The sequence below is a fragment of the Testudinibacter sp. P80/BLE/0925 genome (assembly GCF_053570785.1).
Genome location: NZ_CM131636.1, coordinates 1,884,399 through 1,904,535, shown reverse-complemented (window position 1 = coordinate 1,904,535; position 20,137 = coordinate 1,884,399). Strand labels below are relative to the sequence as shown.

14 protein-coding genes and 1 pseudogene are annotated in these 20,137 nt (G+C 42.7%); 3 read left to right on the top strand and 12 right to left on the bottom strand.

Features of this window, described 5'->3' with window-relative positions; translation table 11 throughout:
- Positions 1 to 45 precede the first annotated feature (45 nt).
- Positions 46 to 2,661, bottom strand: a complete 2,616-nt coding sequence (pepN, locus tag ACWA5Z_RS09195) for an aminopeptidase N (RefSeq protein ID WP_431051671.1) — start codon at positions 2,659 to 2,661, stop codon at positions 46 to 48.
- Between the two features lie 206 nt (positions 2,662 to 2,867).
- On the opposite strand from pepN, the gene purE reads away from it, so the two are divergent.
- The 3 genes from purE to ACWA5Z_RS09180 all read left to right on the top strand — a co-directional run bounded on the left by purE (position 2,868) and on the right by ACWA5Z_RS09180 (position 5,937).
- Complete coding sequence (gene purE, locus ACWA5Z_RS09190) at positions 2,868 to 3,359, top strand: 5-(carboxyamino)imidazole ribonucleotide mutase (RefSeq protein ID WP_431051669.1); 492 nt, start codon at positions 2,868 to 2,870, stop codon at positions 3,357 to 3,359.
- 10 nt (positions 3,360 to 3,369) lie between these two features.
- The gene (gene purK, locus ACWA5Z_RS09185) at positions 3,370 to 4,449 is read left to right on the top strand and encodes a 5-(carboxyamino)imidazole ribonucleotide synthase (RefSeq protein ID WP_431051667.1); all 1,080 of its coding nucleotides are present in this window, start codon (positions 3,370 to 3,372) and stop codon (positions 4,447 to 4,449) included.
- Positions 4,450 to 4,746: 297 nt separating this feature from the next.
- Positions 4,747 to 5,937 carry an amino acid aminotransferase gene (locus tag ACWA5Z_RS09180; RefSeq protein WP_431051665.1) on the top strand — a complete coding sequence of 397 codons (1,191 nt, stop codon included), beginning with the start codon at positions 4,747 to 4,749 and terminating at the stop codon, positions 5,935 to 5,937.
- Positions 5,938 to 6,027: 90 nt separating this feature from the next.
- Here the strand turns inward: ACWA5Z_RS09180 and ACWA5Z_RS09175 are convergent, their stop codons facing one another.
- The 11 genes and pseudogenes from ACWA5Z_RS09175 to wecB form a co-directional block, all read right to left on the bottom strand.
- Positions 6,028 to 6,684, bottom strand: coding sequence for an ABC transporter ATP-binding protein (locus tag ACWA5Z_RS09175; RefSeq protein WP_431051663.1), 657 nt, complete (start codon positions 6,682 to 6,684; stop codon positions 6,028 to 6,030).
- Complete coding sequence (locus tag ACWA5Z_RS09170; RefSeq protein WP_431051661.1) at positions 6,681 to 7,478, bottom strand: ABC transporter permease; 798 nt, start codon at positions 7,476 to 7,478, stop codon at positions 6,681 to 6,683. The genes ACWA5Z_RS09175 and ACWA5Z_RS09170 overlap by 4 nt, the downstream gene beginning before the upstream one ends.
- Positions 7,478 to 8,635: a capsule biosynthesis protein gene (locus tag ACWA5Z_RS09165; RefSeq protein WP_431051659.1), complete on the bottom strand. Its 1,158-nt coding sequence runs from the start codon at positions 8,633 to 8,635 to the stop codon at positions 7,478 to 7,480. The genes ACWA5Z_RS09170 and ACWA5Z_RS09165 overlap by 1 nt, the downstream gene beginning before the upstream one ends.
- Positions 8,636 to 8,649: 14 nt before the next feature.
- Positions 8,650 to 9,816, bottom strand: a complete 1,167-nt coding sequence (locus tag ACWA5Z_RS09160; RefSeq protein WP_431051658.1) for a polysaccharide biosynthesis/export family protein — start codon at positions 9,814 to 9,816, stop codon at positions 8,650 to 8,652.
- A 154-nt stretch (positions 9,817 to 9,970) separates the two neighbouring features.
- Complete coding sequence (locus tag ACWA5Z_RS09155) at positions 9,971 to 10,957, bottom strand: CgeB family protein (RefSeq protein ID WP_431051657.1); 987 nt, start codon at positions 10,955 to 10,957, stop codon at positions 9,971 to 9,973.
- Between the two features lie 6 nt (positions 10,958 to 10,963).
- Entirely contained in the window at positions 10,964 to 12,019 is a 1,056-nt protein-coding gene (locus tag ACWA5Z_RS09150) for a PDDEXK nuclease domain-containing protein (RefSeq protein ID WP_431051655.1), read from the bottom strand.
- Positions 12,020 to 12,032: 13 nt separating this feature from the next.
- Positions 12,033 to 13,223 (bottom strand): annotated as a pseudogene (locus tag ACWA5Z_RS09145) (glycosyltransferase).
- A gap of 20 nt (positions 13,224 to 13,243) precedes the next feature.
- The gene (locus ACWA5Z_RS09140) at positions 13,244 to 15,604 is read right to left on the bottom strand and encodes a glycosyltransferase (RefSeq protein WP_431051651.1); all 2,361 of its coding nucleotides are present in this window, start codon (positions 15,602 to 15,604) and stop codon (positions 13,244 to 13,246) included.
- Between the two features lies 1 nt (position 15,605).
- The gene (locus tag ACWA5Z_RS09135; protein WP_431051649.1) at positions 15,606 to 17,639 is read right to left on the bottom strand and encodes a CgeB family protein; all 2,034 of its coding nucleotides are present in this window, start codon (positions 17,637 to 17,639) and stop codon (positions 15,606 to 15,608) included.
- A 57-nt stretch (positions 17,640 to 17,696) separates the two neighbouring features.
- Positions 17,697 to 18,962 carry a UDP-N-acetyl-D-mannosamine dehydrogenase gene (gene wecC, locus ACWA5Z_RS09130; protein WP_431051647.1) on the bottom strand — a complete coding sequence of 422 codons (1,266 nt, stop codon included), beginning with the start codon at positions 18,960 to 18,962 and terminating at the stop codon, positions 17,697 to 17,699.
- Positions 18,963 to 18,991: 29 nt separating this feature from the next.
- Positions 18,992 to 20,110: a non-hydrolyzing UDP-N-acetylglucosamine 2-epimerase gene (gene wecB / locus ACWA5Z_RS09125; protein ID WP_431051645.1), complete on the bottom strand. Its 1,119-nt coding sequence runs from the start codon at positions 20,108 to 20,110 to the stop codon at positions 18,992 to 18,994.
- Positions 20,111 to 20,137 lie beyond the last annotated feature (27 nt).

Sequence of the window (20,137 nt, the reverse complement as noted above, 5' to 3'; positions counted from 1 at the left end):
CCGTTGACGACATCTTATCAGCGCATGCCATACGCGCTGACATTTTTAATGCGAATCCAACGCCTTTTCAATCTTCTCAAACAGGTCTTTGGATAAGTTTTCGATTTTCGCCAAACGTTCCAAACCGCGCTTCATCAGGGTTTGACGCTGGGCGTCATAACGTCCCAAACGGATCAGCGGTTCGATCAAGCGTGAGGCAATCTGCGGATTGCTACTGTTAACTTTGGTTAATACATCCACCAAGAAACGATAGCCGGAGCCGTCAATTGCGTGGAACGCATTCGGGTTTTGATTGGCAAAACTGCCGACCAATGCACGCAAGCGGTTCGGGTTATTGAAATTAAAACTCGGGTGATCCATTAATGCGATAACATTTTGTAAGACATCTTCGTCCGGACGGGTGGCTTGCAGTGCGAACCATTTATCCATCACCAAGCCGTCATGCGCCCATTTCTGTTCGAAATCCGCCAACAGATTATCACGACAAGGCAATGCCGCAGACGTTGCCGCCGCCAATGCCGCCAGCGTATCCGTCATATTATTCGCGTGTGTGTAGTGGGCATTAACCAGTGCATTACCAAATTCGGTGACTGCCAAATAACTTAAACAACAATTACGCAAACTGCGCAGTGCCACGTCTTCGCGCAGCACCCGATATTCCGGCAAATCAATCTGATGATACAATTTTAGCAAGTGCGGTTTTAAATATTCCGCAATTTGCTGTTGCAGGAAGCGACGCACGCTATGAATGCCGCTCGGATCGATCACTTTAAACTGCTCGGCAAATTCGGTTTCTTTCGGCAGTGTCAGGATAAGTGCGGTCAATTCGATATCCTGCTGATAATTTTCCAAAATCCCTTGGAATGCCGCTAGCAATTGCGGGCTAATCTGTAACGCTTCGCCGTTTTGTCGGCGTTGCAAGTTTTGGCGTAATTCGGCCGCCAACAACATTTGCGCCGCATCCCAACGGATAAACGCATTTTCCGCATGATTCAATAAGCCTAACAATTGCGTATCGCTGTAATCGTAATCCAGTTTGACCGGCGCGGAAAAATCACACAATAATGCCGGCGTCGGGCGCGCATAAACGTGATGGAACTCAAACACTTGATGATTTTGTAAAATATCCAACACATCGCTAACCGGGCCGTTTTCATCTTGTAATGCCAGTTTATGCCCTTTTCCATCATACAATGCGATTTTCAACGGAATATGCAAATTGATTTTATCCAGTTGATCATGAGTCGGCGCGGTGCTTTGCGACACATTCAAACGGTAAATATGCTTGCGTTCGTCATATTCGTCACTGACGCTGAGCTGCGGTGTGCCGGATTGGCTGTACCAACGGCGGAACAGGGTTAAATCGACACCGGAGGCACGCTCCATTGCCGAGACGAAATCTTCGCAAGTCGCTGCCTTGCCGTCGTTTTCGGCAATATATAGCTTCATGCCCTGCTGAAACCGCACTTCGCCTAATAAGGTGTGCAGCATGCGGATCACTTCCGCGCCTTTTTCATATACGGTGACGGTGTAGAAATTATTCATTTCGATCACTTTTTCCGGGCGGATCGGATGTGCCATCGGACCGGCATCTTCCGCGAATTGCACCGTACGCAAAATTTTCACATTATTAATCCGCTGCACCGCTCTTGAACCGGTATCGGAAGAAAATTCCTGATCGCGGAACACCGTCAAGCCCTCTTTCAGGCTCAACTGAAACCAATCGCGACACGTCACGCGGTTGCCGGTCCAGTTATGGAAATATTCGTGGGCGATCACCGCTTCGACATTATGATAATCTTCATCGGTTGCCGTCGCCGGGTTGGCGAGCACAAATTTAGAGTTGAATACGTTCAAGCCCTTGTTTTCCATCGCCCCCATATTGAAGAAATCAACGGCGACGATCATGTAAATATCCAAATCATATTCCAGATCGAACCGCTCTTCGTCCCATTTCATCGACTTTTTCAAGCTTTGCATTGCCCAATCGGCACGATCTAAATTGCCTTTATCGACATACAATTCCAGCGCCACGTTACGACCGCTCTTAGTGACAAAATTGTCCTGCAACAAGTCAAAATCCCCTGCCACCAGCGCAAACAGGTAACTCGGTTTCGGGAACGGATCTTGCCATTCGACCCAATGTTTGCCGTTATCCAAATCGCCGCCGTTAATGCGGTTGCCGTTGGATAACAGATAAGGATATCGGGTTTTATCGGCGGTGATTTTGGTGGTATAGCGTGCCAGCACGTCAGGACGATCCAGCATATAGGTGATTTGACGGAAACCTTCCGCCTCGCATTGGGTGCAAAAACCGTCACCCGATTGATATAACCCTTGCAGCGAGGTATTTTCCGCCGGTTTTAAACGGGTTTGAATCGTGAGCTCAAAATGGTCAGCCTCTAATGAACTGAGATCAAGCAATAGCGATTCGCTATCTTGTTGATAGTGCGGAAAATCGTTGCCGTTAAGTTGTAACGACACAAACTGGAAACTGTGTCCGTCGAGGCGCAATTCCGTTGCCTTCGGGTTTAAACGCTGAACGGCGGTTTTAGCCGTCACTAGGGTATCTTGCGGATCTAATTGAAAATCAAGATAAATATCGGTGATGGTATAATCCGGTTTTTTATAATCTTTGCGGTATTTTGCTTTCGTCAGCATTCGATGTGCTCTCTATTTTTTTCAGTTTATTCGACCAATAAGCATAGAATTTTCTCCACTAACTTGCAATCGAATCACGATATTCCGACTAAAAAAGATAAAATATTGCGCCTAACCATACCGACAACACTCAATTTCTTATAAAATCATGCTATCCTAACCGCACTTTTGACTTTATTCACCTCACACAAGGAAATATCTGATTTATGTCTGCAAAAATCGCGATTGTCATGGGTTCTCAAAGTGACTGGTCTACGATGATCGAAGCCGCCAATGTATTGGATCAACTGCAAGTGCCTTACCATGTGGAAATTGTCTCCGCCCACCGCACGCCGGATAAGCTGTTCAGCTTTGCCGAAACGGCGCAAAGCAACGGTTATCAAGTGATTATCGCCGGCGCAGGCGGCGCGGCACATCTGCCGGGCATGATTGCAGCCAAAACCCTTGTGCCGGTGTTGGGCGTGCCGGTGAAAAGTGCGGTTTTAAGCGGTATAGACAGTCTCTATTCGATTGTGCAAATGCCAAAAGGGATTCCGGTCGGCACGTTGGCAATTGGTGCGGCGGGTGCAGCCAATGCGGGGCTATTAGCCGCACAGATTTTAGCCAACCACGATAGCGCACTTGCCGAACGTTTACGGCAATTCCGTGCGCAACAAACCCAAACCGTGTTAGATAATCCGGATCCGCGTTTGCTATAAGGAAAGCGTCATGCAAAAAAGTGCCATTTATCCACCGGTTTATGTGTTAGGCAACGGACAATTGGGACGCATGTTGCGTTATGCCGGCGCCCCATTGGATATTGGAGTGCAGCCATTAGACTTTGCTGCCCCCCTGTTTGAAATTGAAGATAACGCGGTGATTACCGCAGAGATCGAGCGTTGGGAAACCACGCCACTCACCACTGCCCTTGCCACCCACCCCAATTTTATTAATCAAACCGTTTTTGCGCTGCTGGCGGATCGCCATTCGCAAAAATCACTGTTAGACCAACTCAATTTACCGACTTCGCCATGGCAGCCGTTAAACTCGGCTGAACAATGGACGCGGATTTTTTCACAAGTCGGCGAAAAAGTGGTGGTGAAACGCCGCAGCGGTGGCTATGACGGGCGCGGACAATGGATTGTCACTAGCAATAATCAAGAGGTGATTACAAACGAACTATTCGGTGAAGTGATCGCCGAAGCGTTTATTCCGTTCGATTATGAGGTATCACTGGTCGGCGCACGCTTTGCCGACGGTTCGACCCGCTTCTATCCTGTCACCCACAATTTGCAACAAAACGGCATTCTGCGTTACAGCGTGCAATTGGGCGTTGACCGCACTTTGCAAACGAAAGCCGAAGCCATGCTCGGCGCAATCATGCATAAGTTGGATTATATCGGCGTGATGGCGATGGAATGTTTTGTGGTCGGCGATAAATTACTGATTAACGAACTTGCGCCAAGGGTGCACAACAGCGGACATTGGACGCAACTGGGTTGTTCGATCAGCCAATTTGAATTGCACTTGCGCGCGCTGCTCAACCTGCCGACACCGCACTTGGAAATTGTTATGCCGAGCGTGATGGTGAACCTCATCGGCACGGAACACAATCCGCAATGGCTCAGTCTGCCGTTCAGCCAACTGCATTGGTACGGCAAAAAAGTGCTGTCGGGGCGCAAAGTGGGACATCTTAACCTCTCGCACCCGGATAAAAACGTGTTGGTTGACAACCTGCGCCGATTGGAAAATCTCTTGCCGGAAGATTACCGTTCCGGGCTGGAATGGGCGATTGGGAAATTAAGCTGATTTTTGCTTTTTAGGATTGTTATCTGCGCTGAAAATCAGTATAAATAGAAACTCAATTTAGGGTTATTGTCGATAATTGTTTATCCGCAACGGTTTAATCCAAGCGGATTGGATAGCCGCCCGTTTACGAAGTGCGGTATAAGCAATGAATCAAGAGAGAATAAATACAAAGTGCGGTTCGGGCGATATCTAATTCGCCCCTACAATGCACAACACATATTAATTTCAACCAATTATCCTAAAACAATAAAAATTTATTACACAACATCATTATCATCAAAATCAAAGGAAATCACTATGTTTGAAAAAATCCAAGCCGCACCGGCAGATCCGATTTTAGGTTTAGGCGAAGCGTTTAAAGCCGAAACCCGCAGCAACAAAATCAACTTGGGGATCGGTGTTTATAAAGACGCCAACGGCTTGACCCCAATCGTGAAAGCGGTGAAAGAAGCAGAAAAACGCCTGTTGGAAAACGAAAACACCAAAAATTACCTGACGATTGACGGTGTTGCCGCCTACAACCAATTCACCCAAGAATTACTGTTCGGCGCAAATAGCGAGATCGTCAACAGCAAACGCGCCAAAACCGCACAAAGTTTGGGCGGAACAGGGGCATTGCGTGTTGCAGCGGAATTTATCAAACGCCAAACCAATGCGCAAAATGTGTGGATCAGCGCCCCGACTTGGCCAAACCACAACGCGATTTTCAACGCGGTCGGCATGACGATTCGTAACTACCGTTACTACAACGAAGAAACTCACGCTTTAGATTGGGACAACATGATCGCCGATCTCAGCAACGCCGGCGAAGGCGATGTGGTACTGCTGCACGGCTGCTGCCACAACCCGACCGGTATCGACCCGACCCCTGAACAGTGGCAACAGTTAGCCGCCATGTCGGTGAAAAACGGTTGGTTACCATTATTTGACTTTGCTTATCAAGGCTTAGCCAACGGCTTAGATGAAGATGCCCAAGGCTTGCGCGCCTTTGCCGCAAACCACAAAGAATTACTGATTGCCAGCTCATTCTCGAAAAACTTCGGTTTATATAACGAACGCGTCGGCGCATTCACCATCGTTGCCGCGGATCAAGCCACTGCCGAAACCGCATTCAGCCAAGTGAAATCCATTATCCGTACGCTGTATTCCAACCCGTCCTCCCACGGCGCAAATGCCGTCGCCTTGGTGTTGAGTGACGCAGAATTAAAAGCCGACTGGATCGCCGAACTTGCCGAAATGCGCGAACGGATTAAAACCATGCGCCAAAAATTCGTGGACTTATTGAAAGAATACGGCGCAGAGCAAGACTTCTCATTTATCATCGAACAAAACGGCATGTTCTCCTTCAGCGGCCTCAGCCCTGAACAAGTGGATCGCCTGAAAGACGAATTCGCAATTTACGCGGTACGTTCCGGGCGGATCAATGTTGCTGGTATCACCGAAGATAATATCCGTTATCTGTGTGAAAGTATTGTGAAGGTGTTGTAATTTTTAGAGGGGCAAAAGCCCCTCAACTCTGCTTTACCAACCATTAAAACCGCACATGGAAATTGGGGGCATTTTTGTTGTCAGCTTCGGCTAGGCTTTTTGGCTTTCATTGTAATATTTATAGGCTTCATCAATTGACTGGAAATTATGCATATAACCGGCTTCTAACACTGCGGCATTATCACAATACTCGCGTACCGCTGACGGGCTGTGCGAAACCAGAATAATCGAGCGATCTTTGCGCTTTTCAAACAGTTCATATTTACATTTAGCCGAAAAACGGGAATCCCCCACTGCAATCACTTCATCGATCAGATAGCAATCAAATTCCACCGATAACGACAATGCAAACGCTAAACGGGCTTTCATACCAGAAGAATATTTGTTTACCGGTTCATAAAGATAATCACCTAATTCGGAAAATTCTTCAGTGAAGCATTTGACATAATCAATATCCACATCGTAAATTCTGCAAATAAAGCGCAAATTATCCATACCGGTTAAACTGCCTTGAAATGCACCGCTAAAGGCTAAAGGCCAAGAGATACTCATGGTACGCTCAATCGTGCCGCTTGTTGGCGGTTCAATCCCACTGATTAGGCGAATTAAGGTGGATTTACCTGCGCCATTACGTCCTAAAATCCCAATTTTCTCGCCTTTTTCCAACTCAAAATTAACATTATGTAATACTGTACGCCAACCATTATGAGTTAAATAACGTTTACTGACATCTTCCACTTTGATCATGAAGGTTCAATTCCTTTACTAAAATTTTTCACCATCATTAGCCCTATTAGTAATAATGTAAGATCACAAACCAATAAAAACCAAGGATTTTCGTAAGTTATAGCCATAGAACCAAAATAACCATGACGAAACATTTCTGTACCATGAATCATCGGAACCCAAAGAATATATTTATGAAATTGTACTGGTAGGCTATGTATAAAAAACATTGCTCCTGATAGTGGAAACATTACAAAACTCAATGTACCCCAAATTTTCCCAAAGGGTTCAATATGGTGAGCAATAGAGCAGATAATCAGCCCTAGTCCAATAGCAAACATTGCCATTAATATCCATGCTAATAACATATAAAAAATATCTTGTGGCAATTCAATCCAACCAATTGCAATCAGTATCGCCATAATTACAATTTGAGCAACTGTTGCACCAGTTATTTCTAATAACATCCTCGCAAATAGCGTATCTAACACTCTAACGTTACGGTGATAAAGTAAACTAATATTAGCCGAAACTGAACCTATCGCTCGATTTGAGGCATTACGCCACATCATCATTAACGGATAACCTGTTACTGCGAATGCAATAATATTTAATGCAGAAAATGCATCTCCTCTAACAAACCGCCACAGCAATACTATTGATACTGTCATTAACATAGGTTCAACAAACAACCATAAAAAACCAATATTCTGCCGCCCATAGCGGGTAATGATTTCGCGCAACAATAATGCGCCAACCACGCGCTTTTGAATGGCAAAAGATTGCTGTAATGTGGTTTTATCACCGTATTGCATTAGTTTTTATGCTCTCTCACGCTAGCTAACAATAGGCTTAATATTCCATATAACATTAAGCCGATAATCAAAGTGGCAAAAATATTATAAATCCGATAAGGCTCTAGGGCTAAATCGGGTTTGCTTGGTTGATTAATCACTTCCAAATATAATTGTTGGCGATCCGCTTCTTTTTTAGCATTTTGCAATGATGTAATTGCTGTAGTTAATTGTTGCTGCGCTAAGGTGTTATCTAGAACCAAGCGTTGGTATTCTGCCGTTTGATTAGCCATCGAATCACCGCCACCAAAAATGGTTTCAATTTGCTGTTGAATCTCATTTTGGATACTTTTTTCTCTCGCCTGCAAGGTTTTCACTTGCGGATTTTGTGGTGAAATCGCACGCACTTGATCCAACTGAGTTTGGATAGAGATTAATTCATCTTGTAATTTGGAAATCAAGGTCAACTGCACCTCGGATTGAGCCTGAAGATCAAAGATCCCGTTTTTAATCCGATATTCACTCAATGCGAGTGCAGAGTCAGTCACCCGCTGTTCGGCTTCTTTTACCGATTGTTCGGCAAAGATGATCGTATCCCTGCGCGCACGCTCATTCAAACGGTTAATTAATGCTTCCCCCAAACGCAATAATTCAGTGTTAACTTTTTGTCCATCTTCCGCATTAAAAGCACGAATACTTAAGGTCGCAATACCCGAGACGGAATCTAAGCTGACTGAAGAACGTTTTTGGAAATAACGATAAAACGCTTCCTGCCCATCATTAATCCCAAGCGGATTAAAACGGCTGAAAAAATCGCCTTTATCTTCATAAAACTGGCGCATAGGCAATACCGATTCCAATTGTTCAAGTACATTACGCGAGCGCATAAACTCCTGCACCGTGTAAGTATCGTCCTGCGAACGGGCAAAGCCTACACTCTGCAACAACGCACCAAAACCGCTTAATGAGGCTTGGCTGCGAGAAGAACGCACCACAAAACTGGACTCAGAGATGTACACATCAGACGCCCAAAAAGTGAAATAGAACACCGAACAAAAAGTCGGAATCAACACCGTCACCCAAAACAAGGGATTAAACTTTTTCCATATTTTTTTTATATCTTTTTCTGCCTTAGATACTGATATCGGTTTTTCCGCCACTAATGTTGTCTCTGTCATTTCTTTTTTCTCCATTAATTCGATAAATTATTCACGCTGTTTGCCGTGCTAGTTATCGGTGAAGTAATTGAGAAAATAATTCTCAAGAATTTTTGGAATTCCGCTAACGGAGCATTCGATACATAGACAATATCTTTATTTTGAATCGGGAAACGTTGCAACCAGAACAACGATTTCGGTTCTAATAAATTGATCCGATAGACCGTCGGCACATCCATACCCACGTCATAACCACGCCCCTGCCAAGTGGCTTTATCTTGTGCGCTCAGCTTTTCAAACGGTAAATAACGGAATACAAACACGCCGCGCGGATCAGAACGGGTATCAATCAAACCGCCCATGCGACCGATAGCTTCCGCCAACGTCAAGCCTTTAGCTGAAAACCGCACTTCGCGATTGCTACCCACCGCACCAAGTGCGGTAAAGCTCAATGGATTGTTCAGTAATGAGATCACATCACCGGAACGCAACTTAATATTTTCCTTTGGATTAGAAGCCAGTTTTTCTAGCGAGATTGTTTTAACCTCATGACCTCTTGTCAGCTGTACAGAAATATCATAAGCATTTTCCGTTGCCCCACCGACAGCAGCCACCGCATCTAGCACTCGCTCGCCATGTGCGGTGAGCGGCATACGGACACTATTGCCTTGTCGTAACACAGTGACATTGGCTGAATTATTTTTCACCAAACGCACCATAGCTTGTGGCTGATTTGCCATAGGCGCTAGGCGACGCACAATCTCTTTTTGGATCTGCTCCGGCGTTTTACCGCGTACAGAAATCGCACCTAAAAAGGGAATAGTGATTTTGCCACTTTCACTCACCATCTGTTCAGGTAAGCTAGTCAATTGTGCTCCACCTGTGCCACTTTGGTTTAACACACCACCAAACAACACCGCAGGCGGCGCTTCCCAGATCATCACATCGAGGGTGTCACCAATATTCACCGCTCCGTTATAGCTGTTTGCATTGGCAAAATGGCTAAACGATTGTGCTTGTTGCTGATTAAAAAGTGCGGTCGCCACCGCATCTTCAACCTCAACCACTTCAACTGTCGGGATGTTTTCATTACTTTGATTTTGCAAATCCATCACGCGGCTTTGGCTGGGGCCAGAGGTCGGCATGGTATTACAAGCTGTCAAAGTTAGGCAGCATAGGGAAAGTGTTAGTTTTTTCATCATAATTTCTTATTCAGTACAATAAATCATAGTTTTTTGACTTATCCGCACAACTAAATCAAGTTCAAGATTCTATCCCTTTTGCAAGGGAATTTATAGTTAGAAATAGTTAGCAAGTATAAAATATCTATATTAAAAATATTACATATATTTTTAATTATAATCCAATAACATTAGTAATTTGTTCTAGCCGATGTTCCCAAGTATGATATTGCGCCACATATTCCGCACCTGCCCTTGCACGCGCCAAGTCATTCGCACTCGGGCCGTGTTTCAAACGGGCAAACAAATCCAGCATTTCCTCACGACTCTCCACTATATGGCAATAATCCGCAAACAGATTATTGACCGATTCGGAAGCATTGGTGACCGCAATCCCGCCGCAAGCCAAAATCTCGACCAAACGGCGGGAAAACATGGTTGGTGAATCGGTGATGGTATTCACGTTCAACGAAACCAAATAATCCTTATAAATCTGCGCCGTTTGCGGGTAAGCCACAGCCGGGCAAACCTGCATATCAGCCAACAGCGGGTAGCGGTAGTTATCCGATTTCCGATTGGAATTCCGGTCAAAAACCGTCAAGCCCAAACCGCTTTCCGAGGCCGTCTGAAACAGATTATCTTGAAACAGACGCCGATCCGCATGGACATGATGGCTGTAACTGCCGACAAAATTCGCCCGATGATACTTAAAATCAAAGCCGGTAAACGCATGAAATTTCGGCTGCACGGCAAACATCAAGGTATGCACCGAAGCATCCTGCCCCATTACTGCTTTGTACTTGGGAATACAATTCGCATCTACCGTAAACACATGATCAAACAGCTTGGCACTGTTAATAAAACGATCAAAATGAACTCCGTCTTCTTTATTCCAAAAAACCGTTGGAATACCCTTATCTTTGGCTTTTTCAACTAAGCGCTTTAACGCATGATTATTGCGTTTCGGCACATCAGGATAAGCCGCAATTTTATATTTCCAGCGGTTTTTATAGCCCTGCCAAGCTGATTCGACCAACAGCATATCGGCTTGATTCAGCATATAACGCTGCAACACATTGTATCTTGCCGATAACAACGTCAGCCCATCTTCTTGGCTGAGAGCAGCGTGTGTCAGATTATCGGATATTAAATAAATATTCATCAAAACTCATTCTACCAATAATGCCTGCAACTGTGCTTTGCTTGGCAAAACAGTCAAATAACGGCTGGCAAAAATCTGACTATTGCCTTCAGGCAAAGTAAACTCTACAACCGCTTCACTTTTATCTTGGCACAGCACGATACCAATGGTTTGATTCTCATCGGGCAAGCGCATTTTACGGTCGTAATAATTCACATACATCTGCATTTGTCCTAAATCTTGATGTTTCAGACGGCCTAATTTCAAATCAATCAACACAAAACAACGCAGAACCCGATTATAGAACACCAAATCCACATAAAAATGTTGGTCATCCAGACTGATTCGTTGCTGGCGCGAAACAAAAGCAAATCCCGTTCCCAGCTCCAATAAAAAATGCTCCAGCTTATCAATCAAGCGTTGTTCCAGTTTGCTCTCGGAATATTGCGAATGCTCAGGCAAGCCGAGGAATTCCAACACATAAGGGTCTTTAATCACATCTTGCGGTGTTTCAATGACTTGCCCTTGCAAAGCTAAACTCAGCACGCCTTGCTTGTCTTTACTCAATGCCAATCGAGTAAACAACGCCGAATCATATTGGCGGTTCAGTTCACGCAAGCTCCAATTGTTTTTTGCGGCTTCGACTTCATAAAACCGTCGTTCCAGCGGATCGGCAATCCGCATCAACCTGATATAGTGCGACCAACTCAACTTGAATTCGTCAGACGGTGTCTGACCTTTTTCTAATTTCTGAGACGACGCTTCCGAATTCGTCAATACTGTTGACGAAATTGGCTGTGAGTAGGTTTTATAGAAAAAGCGCATTCGATCCAAATTTTCTACTGAAAATCCCCTCCCGAATTCCGCCGTCAGCCGACGTGACAACCGCTTCAACTGAGCCTTGCCATAAGCCGCTCTTTCATGACCTCCCTGCTCATCTTCCACAATCATTCTGCCGATTTCAAAATAAGTCAGCACCATTGCCTGATTCACTTGCGCCACCGCTCGCTGACGAGCAGTTTTCAGCAGTTCGGCAATTTTGTCGGCGAGTGGCAAGATTTCAATATCTTGGTTAGTGTTCATATCACTTATCCAGTTAGGAAAATATTTCTAATTTTTTTATCTCTGCTGTAGTGATACGATTGTCCCATAATATCGTCTTAGCACTTTTCAACCGCAACGGACTACTTACTGAAAAAGAAAAGCTACCTTTAGCAATTCCATTTGAGGCGGATAAATATTTATACCAACCAATTTCAGGATTGGTTGATTGATTCAAGCCTTGCACACCATCTGCAACCTGATCAAAAAATATTGATAAAACCAAAGCTTTAGACGAAGTAATTGAGTTATCAGTTTGAATTTCATATGCACACTCAAAAACTTTTTCAACTGGGTTATAATTTATTTCCAAAGTCGTTGTCTTATTTTTTAAAGCAACATCTACTGTTTTAAAAATCATTTTACGGTTATCAATAAAACCTTGAACATCATCACTTAGCACTGGAAATAGCTCACTAATAACTTCTGGCATTTTTGTTTTAGTAAACCGCATCAAATCAGTCTCAATCGTATTATTTTTGTTATGACTATCATTGGAAAACCGATAATTAGTATCTTGTTGATCGTGGTGAGTATGTATATAGGAAGGTTTACGCGAATCAACAATTACAGGATAATTTTCATCCAAATTATGGTGACTATGCATGGTTGGTAGCTCGAGACTACCGTCACCCCAAAAACCAATATAGGCTTGCCCTATTGCTATAAATCGTTGTTTGCAGTCACGAAAATCAATAAAATGCCCATCTTTATAATATCCAGTAAATCCTTTGCCAAAAGATACCGCCATATTTTTATAATCAATTTTATTATATGCGGCTAACTGTTCTAAATAATTTACTGCCAACAAGTCGTCGTCATCCAAACGAAAAAAAGCTACAGAACCATTTGGTTTTCCATTCAAAACCGCACGAATAGGGTTGCCTTGGTGTGTATCAACCTCGCACAAATGCAAGAATGGGTATTTCTGACTCAATTCAAACAACATATTTTTCTATTTTTCAGGCAAAATAGACGAATAAGAAACGATATGTTTAAAATCAAAATCCTGCTTCATTTTTGCCATAAGAGGCACAGAAAGTTCGGCAAAAATTTTGGCACGCACCGACATTCTTTCATCTGAAAATAAATGTGCGATATATTCTTCTTCTGTAAAATTAGATACATTCCAAGCATTACTTTTAGGAAGATACAGACTAAATCTCGTTTGCCCAATAAAATACATAACAATACCCTCAAAAAAATTTAAAAAATAAATACTTTCATCTCAACGAGCTCAATCACAGCATCTTTTTGCCACAACATCAATTTTAATCTCTCAATTTGATTATCTTTCGTTAATGGAATTTCCATAAAACAGGTAGCACCACTTTCGGTTGTGGTCAGATACTTGTATAGTCCCACCGACTTCATATCAGACATTTTGAATCCAGTAACCGCACTTGCATTATTAGGTCCTAGAGACACCAACGCTGCATTAACCTTAGTATTATCAGAATATTTTAAGCTGTATTCCAAAATTAGCTTGCAATTACTTTGTACGCTTTTCGGTAAATCAATCACTATGCCGTCTGAAGTCAATTTACGGTTTTGAATTTCCGCAATAACGGTGTGTTCGATATCATCCGCTCTTGGCGCCGGTGCACTTGGGAAGCGAATAGTAGAAAGGCGGAGTTGCTTACGTAATTGGCTCACGAAGTTATCCACTGAATAACGTTCCTTGATTAACGTCAAGCCTTGGTGATTGTATCGGTTGAATTTATCCAAGGTGTTTTGTTTGTGAATATGTGTTGCCAGTTGCTCTACCGACTTGAAAATATATTTTTCAGGGTAGATGTATTCCATTCCATTCCAATCCAACAGAATACCTTGGTTACCGGCAGAAAAACCGTCTGCCGGTGCGATGTGAAAACTTTCTGGGATTTCTTCGTTGTCGCTGGTTGACAAGATAAAACCGATATCTTTCAATTCAGTTTTAACATCCACCCACCCCTTAATCACAACGTGCGGTTGCAGATTGTTTTGTTCGATAAAACGGTTGCATTCATCAAAATAAGCCATCTCTTGCGGGTTATTTTTTACCCAAGGCAAGTCTTCCGGCATTTTTCCATAGACGAACAGTCGGTATTTTTTGTTTTTTGCGACCAGTTTTTTCAATACTTTCAGCGCATTCAGGTAGCCTTTTCGTGAAGGCAGAATACCGATAATGCCGAGATTGAACAATTTTTCTTTATCATTCGATTGTGCATAGTTGCTGCTGTCCAGATAATTGGGCAACAAGCATGCTTGAGAGCGTGGGATACGAGTGTATTCAACCAGCTTTTCAAAGAAATAGAGCGATACGGCAAAAACACGATTGACTTTGGTAAAGTCGATTTGTTTGAACCATGCTGTAGTCAACTCAAAACGATGCATGCGGATAAAGAGTTTTTGATTATCCCTTACCCGATGGCTATACCAGACGGCGTTGCCCAGCATCCATTCGCAAAAGACAACTTCCGCCCATTTCAAGCACTCTTCGCTATGTTGCACGTCATGAGCATTGTGTCCTGTCCATTCGTCAATGCGGATTTGGTAAAACTGTTGCAAGTGCGGCAATACGGGTCGGATGAATTTCAAATCATAACCTGCCACCACCATTCTTTGCTTAATGGTGTTTAAAAATTTGCCATAATTTCGGTTATAAATTTCAGCCAAAACGCCTTTAATTCTTTCGTTATAATTAAAGGTTGAAATCAGCTTTTTATTTTGATTAACAAAATCTGCCAATGCGATAAAATCGCTTTCATCTATATCAAAGCGATTATAGGCAATCATAGACTGGATTGCCGTTTGAAGCCCGACTTGCAAACGAATACTGTAGTAATCTACACCTTGTTTGGCAAGTTTTTCCTGTGCGGTTTGCCATACCATTAAATGATTGTTCAATTCTCGTGAACCGTAACTTTGCGTGGATGAGGCTTGCGCACTGATTCTTTTATTATAAATAAATGTAGGATGGTCGATATAGGCTACCGTTTGTGCAACAGACAATACTTCGGTTAAATAAACCGTATCTTCCCCCATGCGTAAATCAGAATGCCATGTTATTTGATTATTTTCCAATAAGCTACGCTTAATCAGGCTTGGAACGGTTGTGCTCTGTTTTCCGATGATCGTCTCAATTTGTCCACATTTATCCAACCTTGCCATATTTTCAAAAATCCGGTTGGTAGCAAAACGTTTATTGCCATCATCAACGATTAGATACCCTCGCACAATATCGGCATTTTGTTTTTTTGCTTCACCAAAGTGGATTTTTAATGTATCCGAAAAAATTTCATCATCGCAGTCCAAAAAGAAAATATATTCTCCTTTTGCCTGTGACACGCCGAGATTACGGGGCTCGGAAGGAGATCCGCTATTTTGTGCCATCTGCAAGACCCGCCAATTTGAATGCTGCGCTGCCTGGCTTTGCAAGTAATGAAAGGTGTTATCTTTGGAACAGTCGTCTACAAAAATAACTTCATAGCGGGATTCCAGATAATCAATACTTTCTAGCGCCGCTATGCAGACTTCGATTTTCCCAACGGCGTTATAGCAAGGGATGATAATGCTGATATCCATATCAATCTCCTTGTCTGCTGATATAATAAATAGGTTGTTCAACAAGCTGCTTGAAACTAGCCAGAGCCTCAACAAACTTGTTTTGCGGTGCAAAAATATTGTTCATCATCATTCTTGGTTCAAAAATGTATTTTTGTTTTTCATGTTCAGTCAAAGCAATGTAGCCGTCTGAAAGATAGCTGCTATGCAATAGTGCTTTTTCAATTTTATCGAGAGCTGATTTTTCCAAGCTATCCGCCAATACGAAATAAGGCGTTTCAACATATTTGGATCGCTCATTACCATAACGGCGGATATACGACTCTGCCAATACATTAATTTTATTTTGGTTGTATTCTGAATAGATTTCCGCCGCATCCAAATCAGAAAATGTTGTCGACAATACCAGCAATAATCGGTATGGGGCACTATTGAATTTTTGATAAAATATATTAATCTCTTGCTGCAACTGCTCTGTATCGTCTACTTTAACAACCAATGTCACTTTTTCCGGCACTTCATCATAATCAACCCCAACCGCTTTTAAAATAGTTTCAAACCGGTTTTGATAAGTATGGTTAGCCAATACATTATTTAAATTCTCTTCTCGAATACGCTCGATTGTATCCTTATTCAATGCTTGCAGGCGGTGCGGCTCAGTATCCAAAAAAACTACGTTATCGCCAAACATCTTATCCATGCCTTTTGAATAATTGGATAATACCAGCGTGTTGCTGGACATCAGTTCAAATACCCGCCGGGCAAACATGGTTTCCGAATCAACAACGGTATTCAGATTCAAACCGAATATACTGGATTTATAAACTCTACCAATATCTTTATTAGGGATATTGGGTTTTTCATACTTTTGGTATTGCTCGGGAATCAAATGATTCGGGTCGGAATCTCCATAATAGCGGTTATAGAACTCCAGCTGGTAGTGGTTATTTACCAAGTTATCAAAAAGCTGACACATCGTTTTTGAACGCTCGATATGATTTGCATACCAACTGCCTGCAAATATGATATTTTCAGAACGAGGAACTTCTGCATCGTCAATTGGATTGAATACTTTTGGATTAGTGGCAAAGGGTAAGGCATAAACGTGTTCCAGACCATACTCTTGCTTATATTTTTCCACGCACTCTTCTGCTGTGGTAAATACGAAATCAAACAATTGTGCCGTTTTTACAAAGTCGTGCACGCGATCCGGATAATGCGTAGGATCTTCTTTATTCCAAAATACAGTGGGAATACCGCGCTCATTACAATACTCTAAAATTTGCAATAATTCGGTACGGTTTTCTTTTTGAAAATTAACGCTGGCATAAATTTTGCCTTTCCACGGACGGTTCACACTATCCGTGCCGCTCCAAGCCGATTCGCAAAAAAACAAATCAGGTTTTTGTTGGGCAAAAACCGCTTTCCAATTGCTTGGTGTAATAATCAGCGGTGTAAATTCATCTTTGAACGAATTAAAGCTGAATTCATCTAAAATAACGGCAACCTTTAAATCTTCTGCCTTTTTATGAGCAAAATTCAATTTTAACGGACTACGTTGTTTTAGCAATTTGGTTTCGGATGGAGCTACTGAAAGCCCTGCAACTGTCGGTTTTTGATTAACCAATTGTTCAAAAGTATCATCTGCTCGAACCGACTGTTTGGGCGAGAACCACTGTAGACATTTTTTTTCAAAAGAGGTCAGCGTTTTTTTCTTTTCTTTGCGTTTCAAGAATTGAGCGTAAATAGATAGAAGTGCATTTGGCGTAATGAAATTCCTAATTGGGTTTTTAAAAAAATCCAATATCAACCGACCAAATTGATAAGCAATCGTTTGATTATTTCTATCTTGAAAGCGCTGAGTCAGCAGTAATTGATATTTACTTTTTTCTATGCGCAGATGATACAGCTCATCCTGCAACTGCTGAATTTTTTGTTCTTGCTGGCTGATTGAAGGTTCTTCGAACTCATGTGCTATTTTTTCCCACTGGGTATCACTTAAAACAACCCCTTCTTGCAACAATCTGTTTTTTAAATCTTTAAAATTTTTCTTCATACGAATTCAAACTTTTTCCGGTTTCACTATTCAATTTAACTGACAAACAAGAAATATTTACCAAACCCCCTTGGTATCCACCACAACCGCACTTGCTTGAAATGTCGGCTTATTTTCCATAAACTCTTTATGGTTAACCAACAACACGGCAACATCAGCTAGCGCTGCACTTTGGGCGTAATCAATCAGTGCAATGTCTTTTTTACCGTGATGATCAACCACTTCATGCACATTCGGCTCTACTGCCGCTACTTGGCCAGGGTATTGCTGGATTAATTTTTCGGTAATCATCAATGCGGGGCTTTCACGCAAGTCGTCAATATCGGGTTTGAATGCCAAGCCGTAGCAAACGATTTTCACATCTTGCTTGGCTTTGCCTGTTTGAGCCGCTACGGCTTCAACCGCTTCATTGACTTTCTTGATGACCCATTCCGGTTTGCCATCATTCACTTCACGGGCGGTACGCACAATATTGGCCAAATCTGGAGTTTTATCCACAATAAACCAAGGGTCAACCGCAATACAATGACCTCCTACGCCACAACCGGGTTGCAAAATATTCACTCGCGGATGACGGTTGGCAAGGGAAATAAGCTCCCAGACGTTGATATTCAGGCGGTCTGAAATCAGGGAAAGCTCGTTGGCAAAGGCGATATTGACATCACGGAAGGCATTTTCGGTGAGTTTTGCCATTTCTGCGGTACGCGCATTGGTTTTGAGCAAATCGCCCTCGACAAACACGCGGTAAACGTCAATCGCTTTATCAGAGCAGGCTTCGGTAATGCCGCCGATAATACGATCGTTTTCGACCAATTCTTTGATGACTTGTCCCGGTAATACGCGTTCAGGGCAGTAGGCGACATGAACATCAACTTCGCCTGACGCCCCTTCTTTTGGAAATGCCAAATCCGGGCGGGCAGCAGACAACCATTCCACCATTTGCTCAGTTGTGCCGACCGGTGAGGTGGATTCAAGAATAATCACATTACCTTTTTCCAACACCGGCGCAATGGCTTTGGCAACGGCTTCGATATAGCTGACATCAGGCTCGTGGTTGCCTTTAAAAGGTGTCGGCACGGCAATTACAAAGGTATCGGCCGGCTCTGCTTTTGTGGTCGCACGCAAAAAACCTTTTGCTACTGCTTCTTGGACAATTTCTTCCAAACCGGGCTCGACAATATGAATTTTGCCTTCATTGATGGTGTCTACGGCATGTTGGTTGACGTCAACACCAATCACTTTAACCTCTCGGGAAGCAAACATGGCCGCAGCCGGTAAACCGATATAACCTAAGCCGACGACAGAAATAGTTTTATTTTGCATTTTGATACCTTGAGTTGTTTCTAGTTAAATTAAATACTTGCCAATAGTGTTTTTACAATTCGTTGCGATGCCTTACCGTCACCATATGGATTTTTTGCTTGTGCCATTTGTGCATAGGCTTTCTCGTCATCTAATAATTTCCGACATTGATTGACAATTTCATTGGTATCTGCCCCGACCAGCTTAACAGTTCCCGCCTCAACAGCCTCAGGCCGTTCTGTCGTGTCGCGCATTACCAATACAGGTTTGCCTAATGATGGAGCTTCCTCTTGTACCCCGCCTGAGTCAGTCAGAATAAGTGTTGCACGTGACATTAAATAAACAAAAGGTAGATACTCTTGTGGTTCAATTAAGTGTACATTTTCTTTTTCAGATAATATTTCCGTTAGAGGTTTTCTCACATTTGGGTTCATGTGTAGTGGCAGGGCAAATTGAATATGCGGATAAGTTTCAGCCAGAATTTTTACTGCTTGACCGATATTTTTGATTCCATCACCATGATTTTCTCGACGATGTGCGGTAATCAATACCATTGGATTTTGATTAGCAGTAAATGGGAATTGTTGTTCCATTGCGGCTTTTAATTCCGGCTGCTCTAATTTTTGGGTTACAGTCAATAACGCATCAATAACAGTATTCCCAGTAACAACAATATCTTCTTTTTTAACAACTTCTTCGAGTAAATTGGCTTTAGACTGCTCTGTTGGTGCAAAATGCAACCGACTTAGCACAGAGGTGAGACAACGATTAGCCTCTTCAGGCCAAGGCGAATATAAATTTCGAGTACGTAAACCAGCTTCTATATGTCCGATTGCAATTTTTTGATAAAATGCCGCAAGACTTGCAGCAAAGGTAGTTGTTGTATCACCATGAACAAGGATATAGTCCGGTTTAAAATCTTCTAAAACTACTGTTAAATCTTGAAGAATATCTGCAGTAATACTTTGTAATGTTTGCCCATGCTTCATAATATCCAAATCATAATCAGGTTTGATATTAAACAAATTCAAAACTTGGTCTAGCATTTCCCGATGTTGAGCAGTTACACAAACCTTTGATTCAATTGATTCATGTTTTTTTAACTCTAAGACCAAGGGTGCCATTTTGATTGCTTCTGGTCTCGTACCAAACACGGTCAATACTTTCATACTATTCCTCAATAATCTTATGTTATT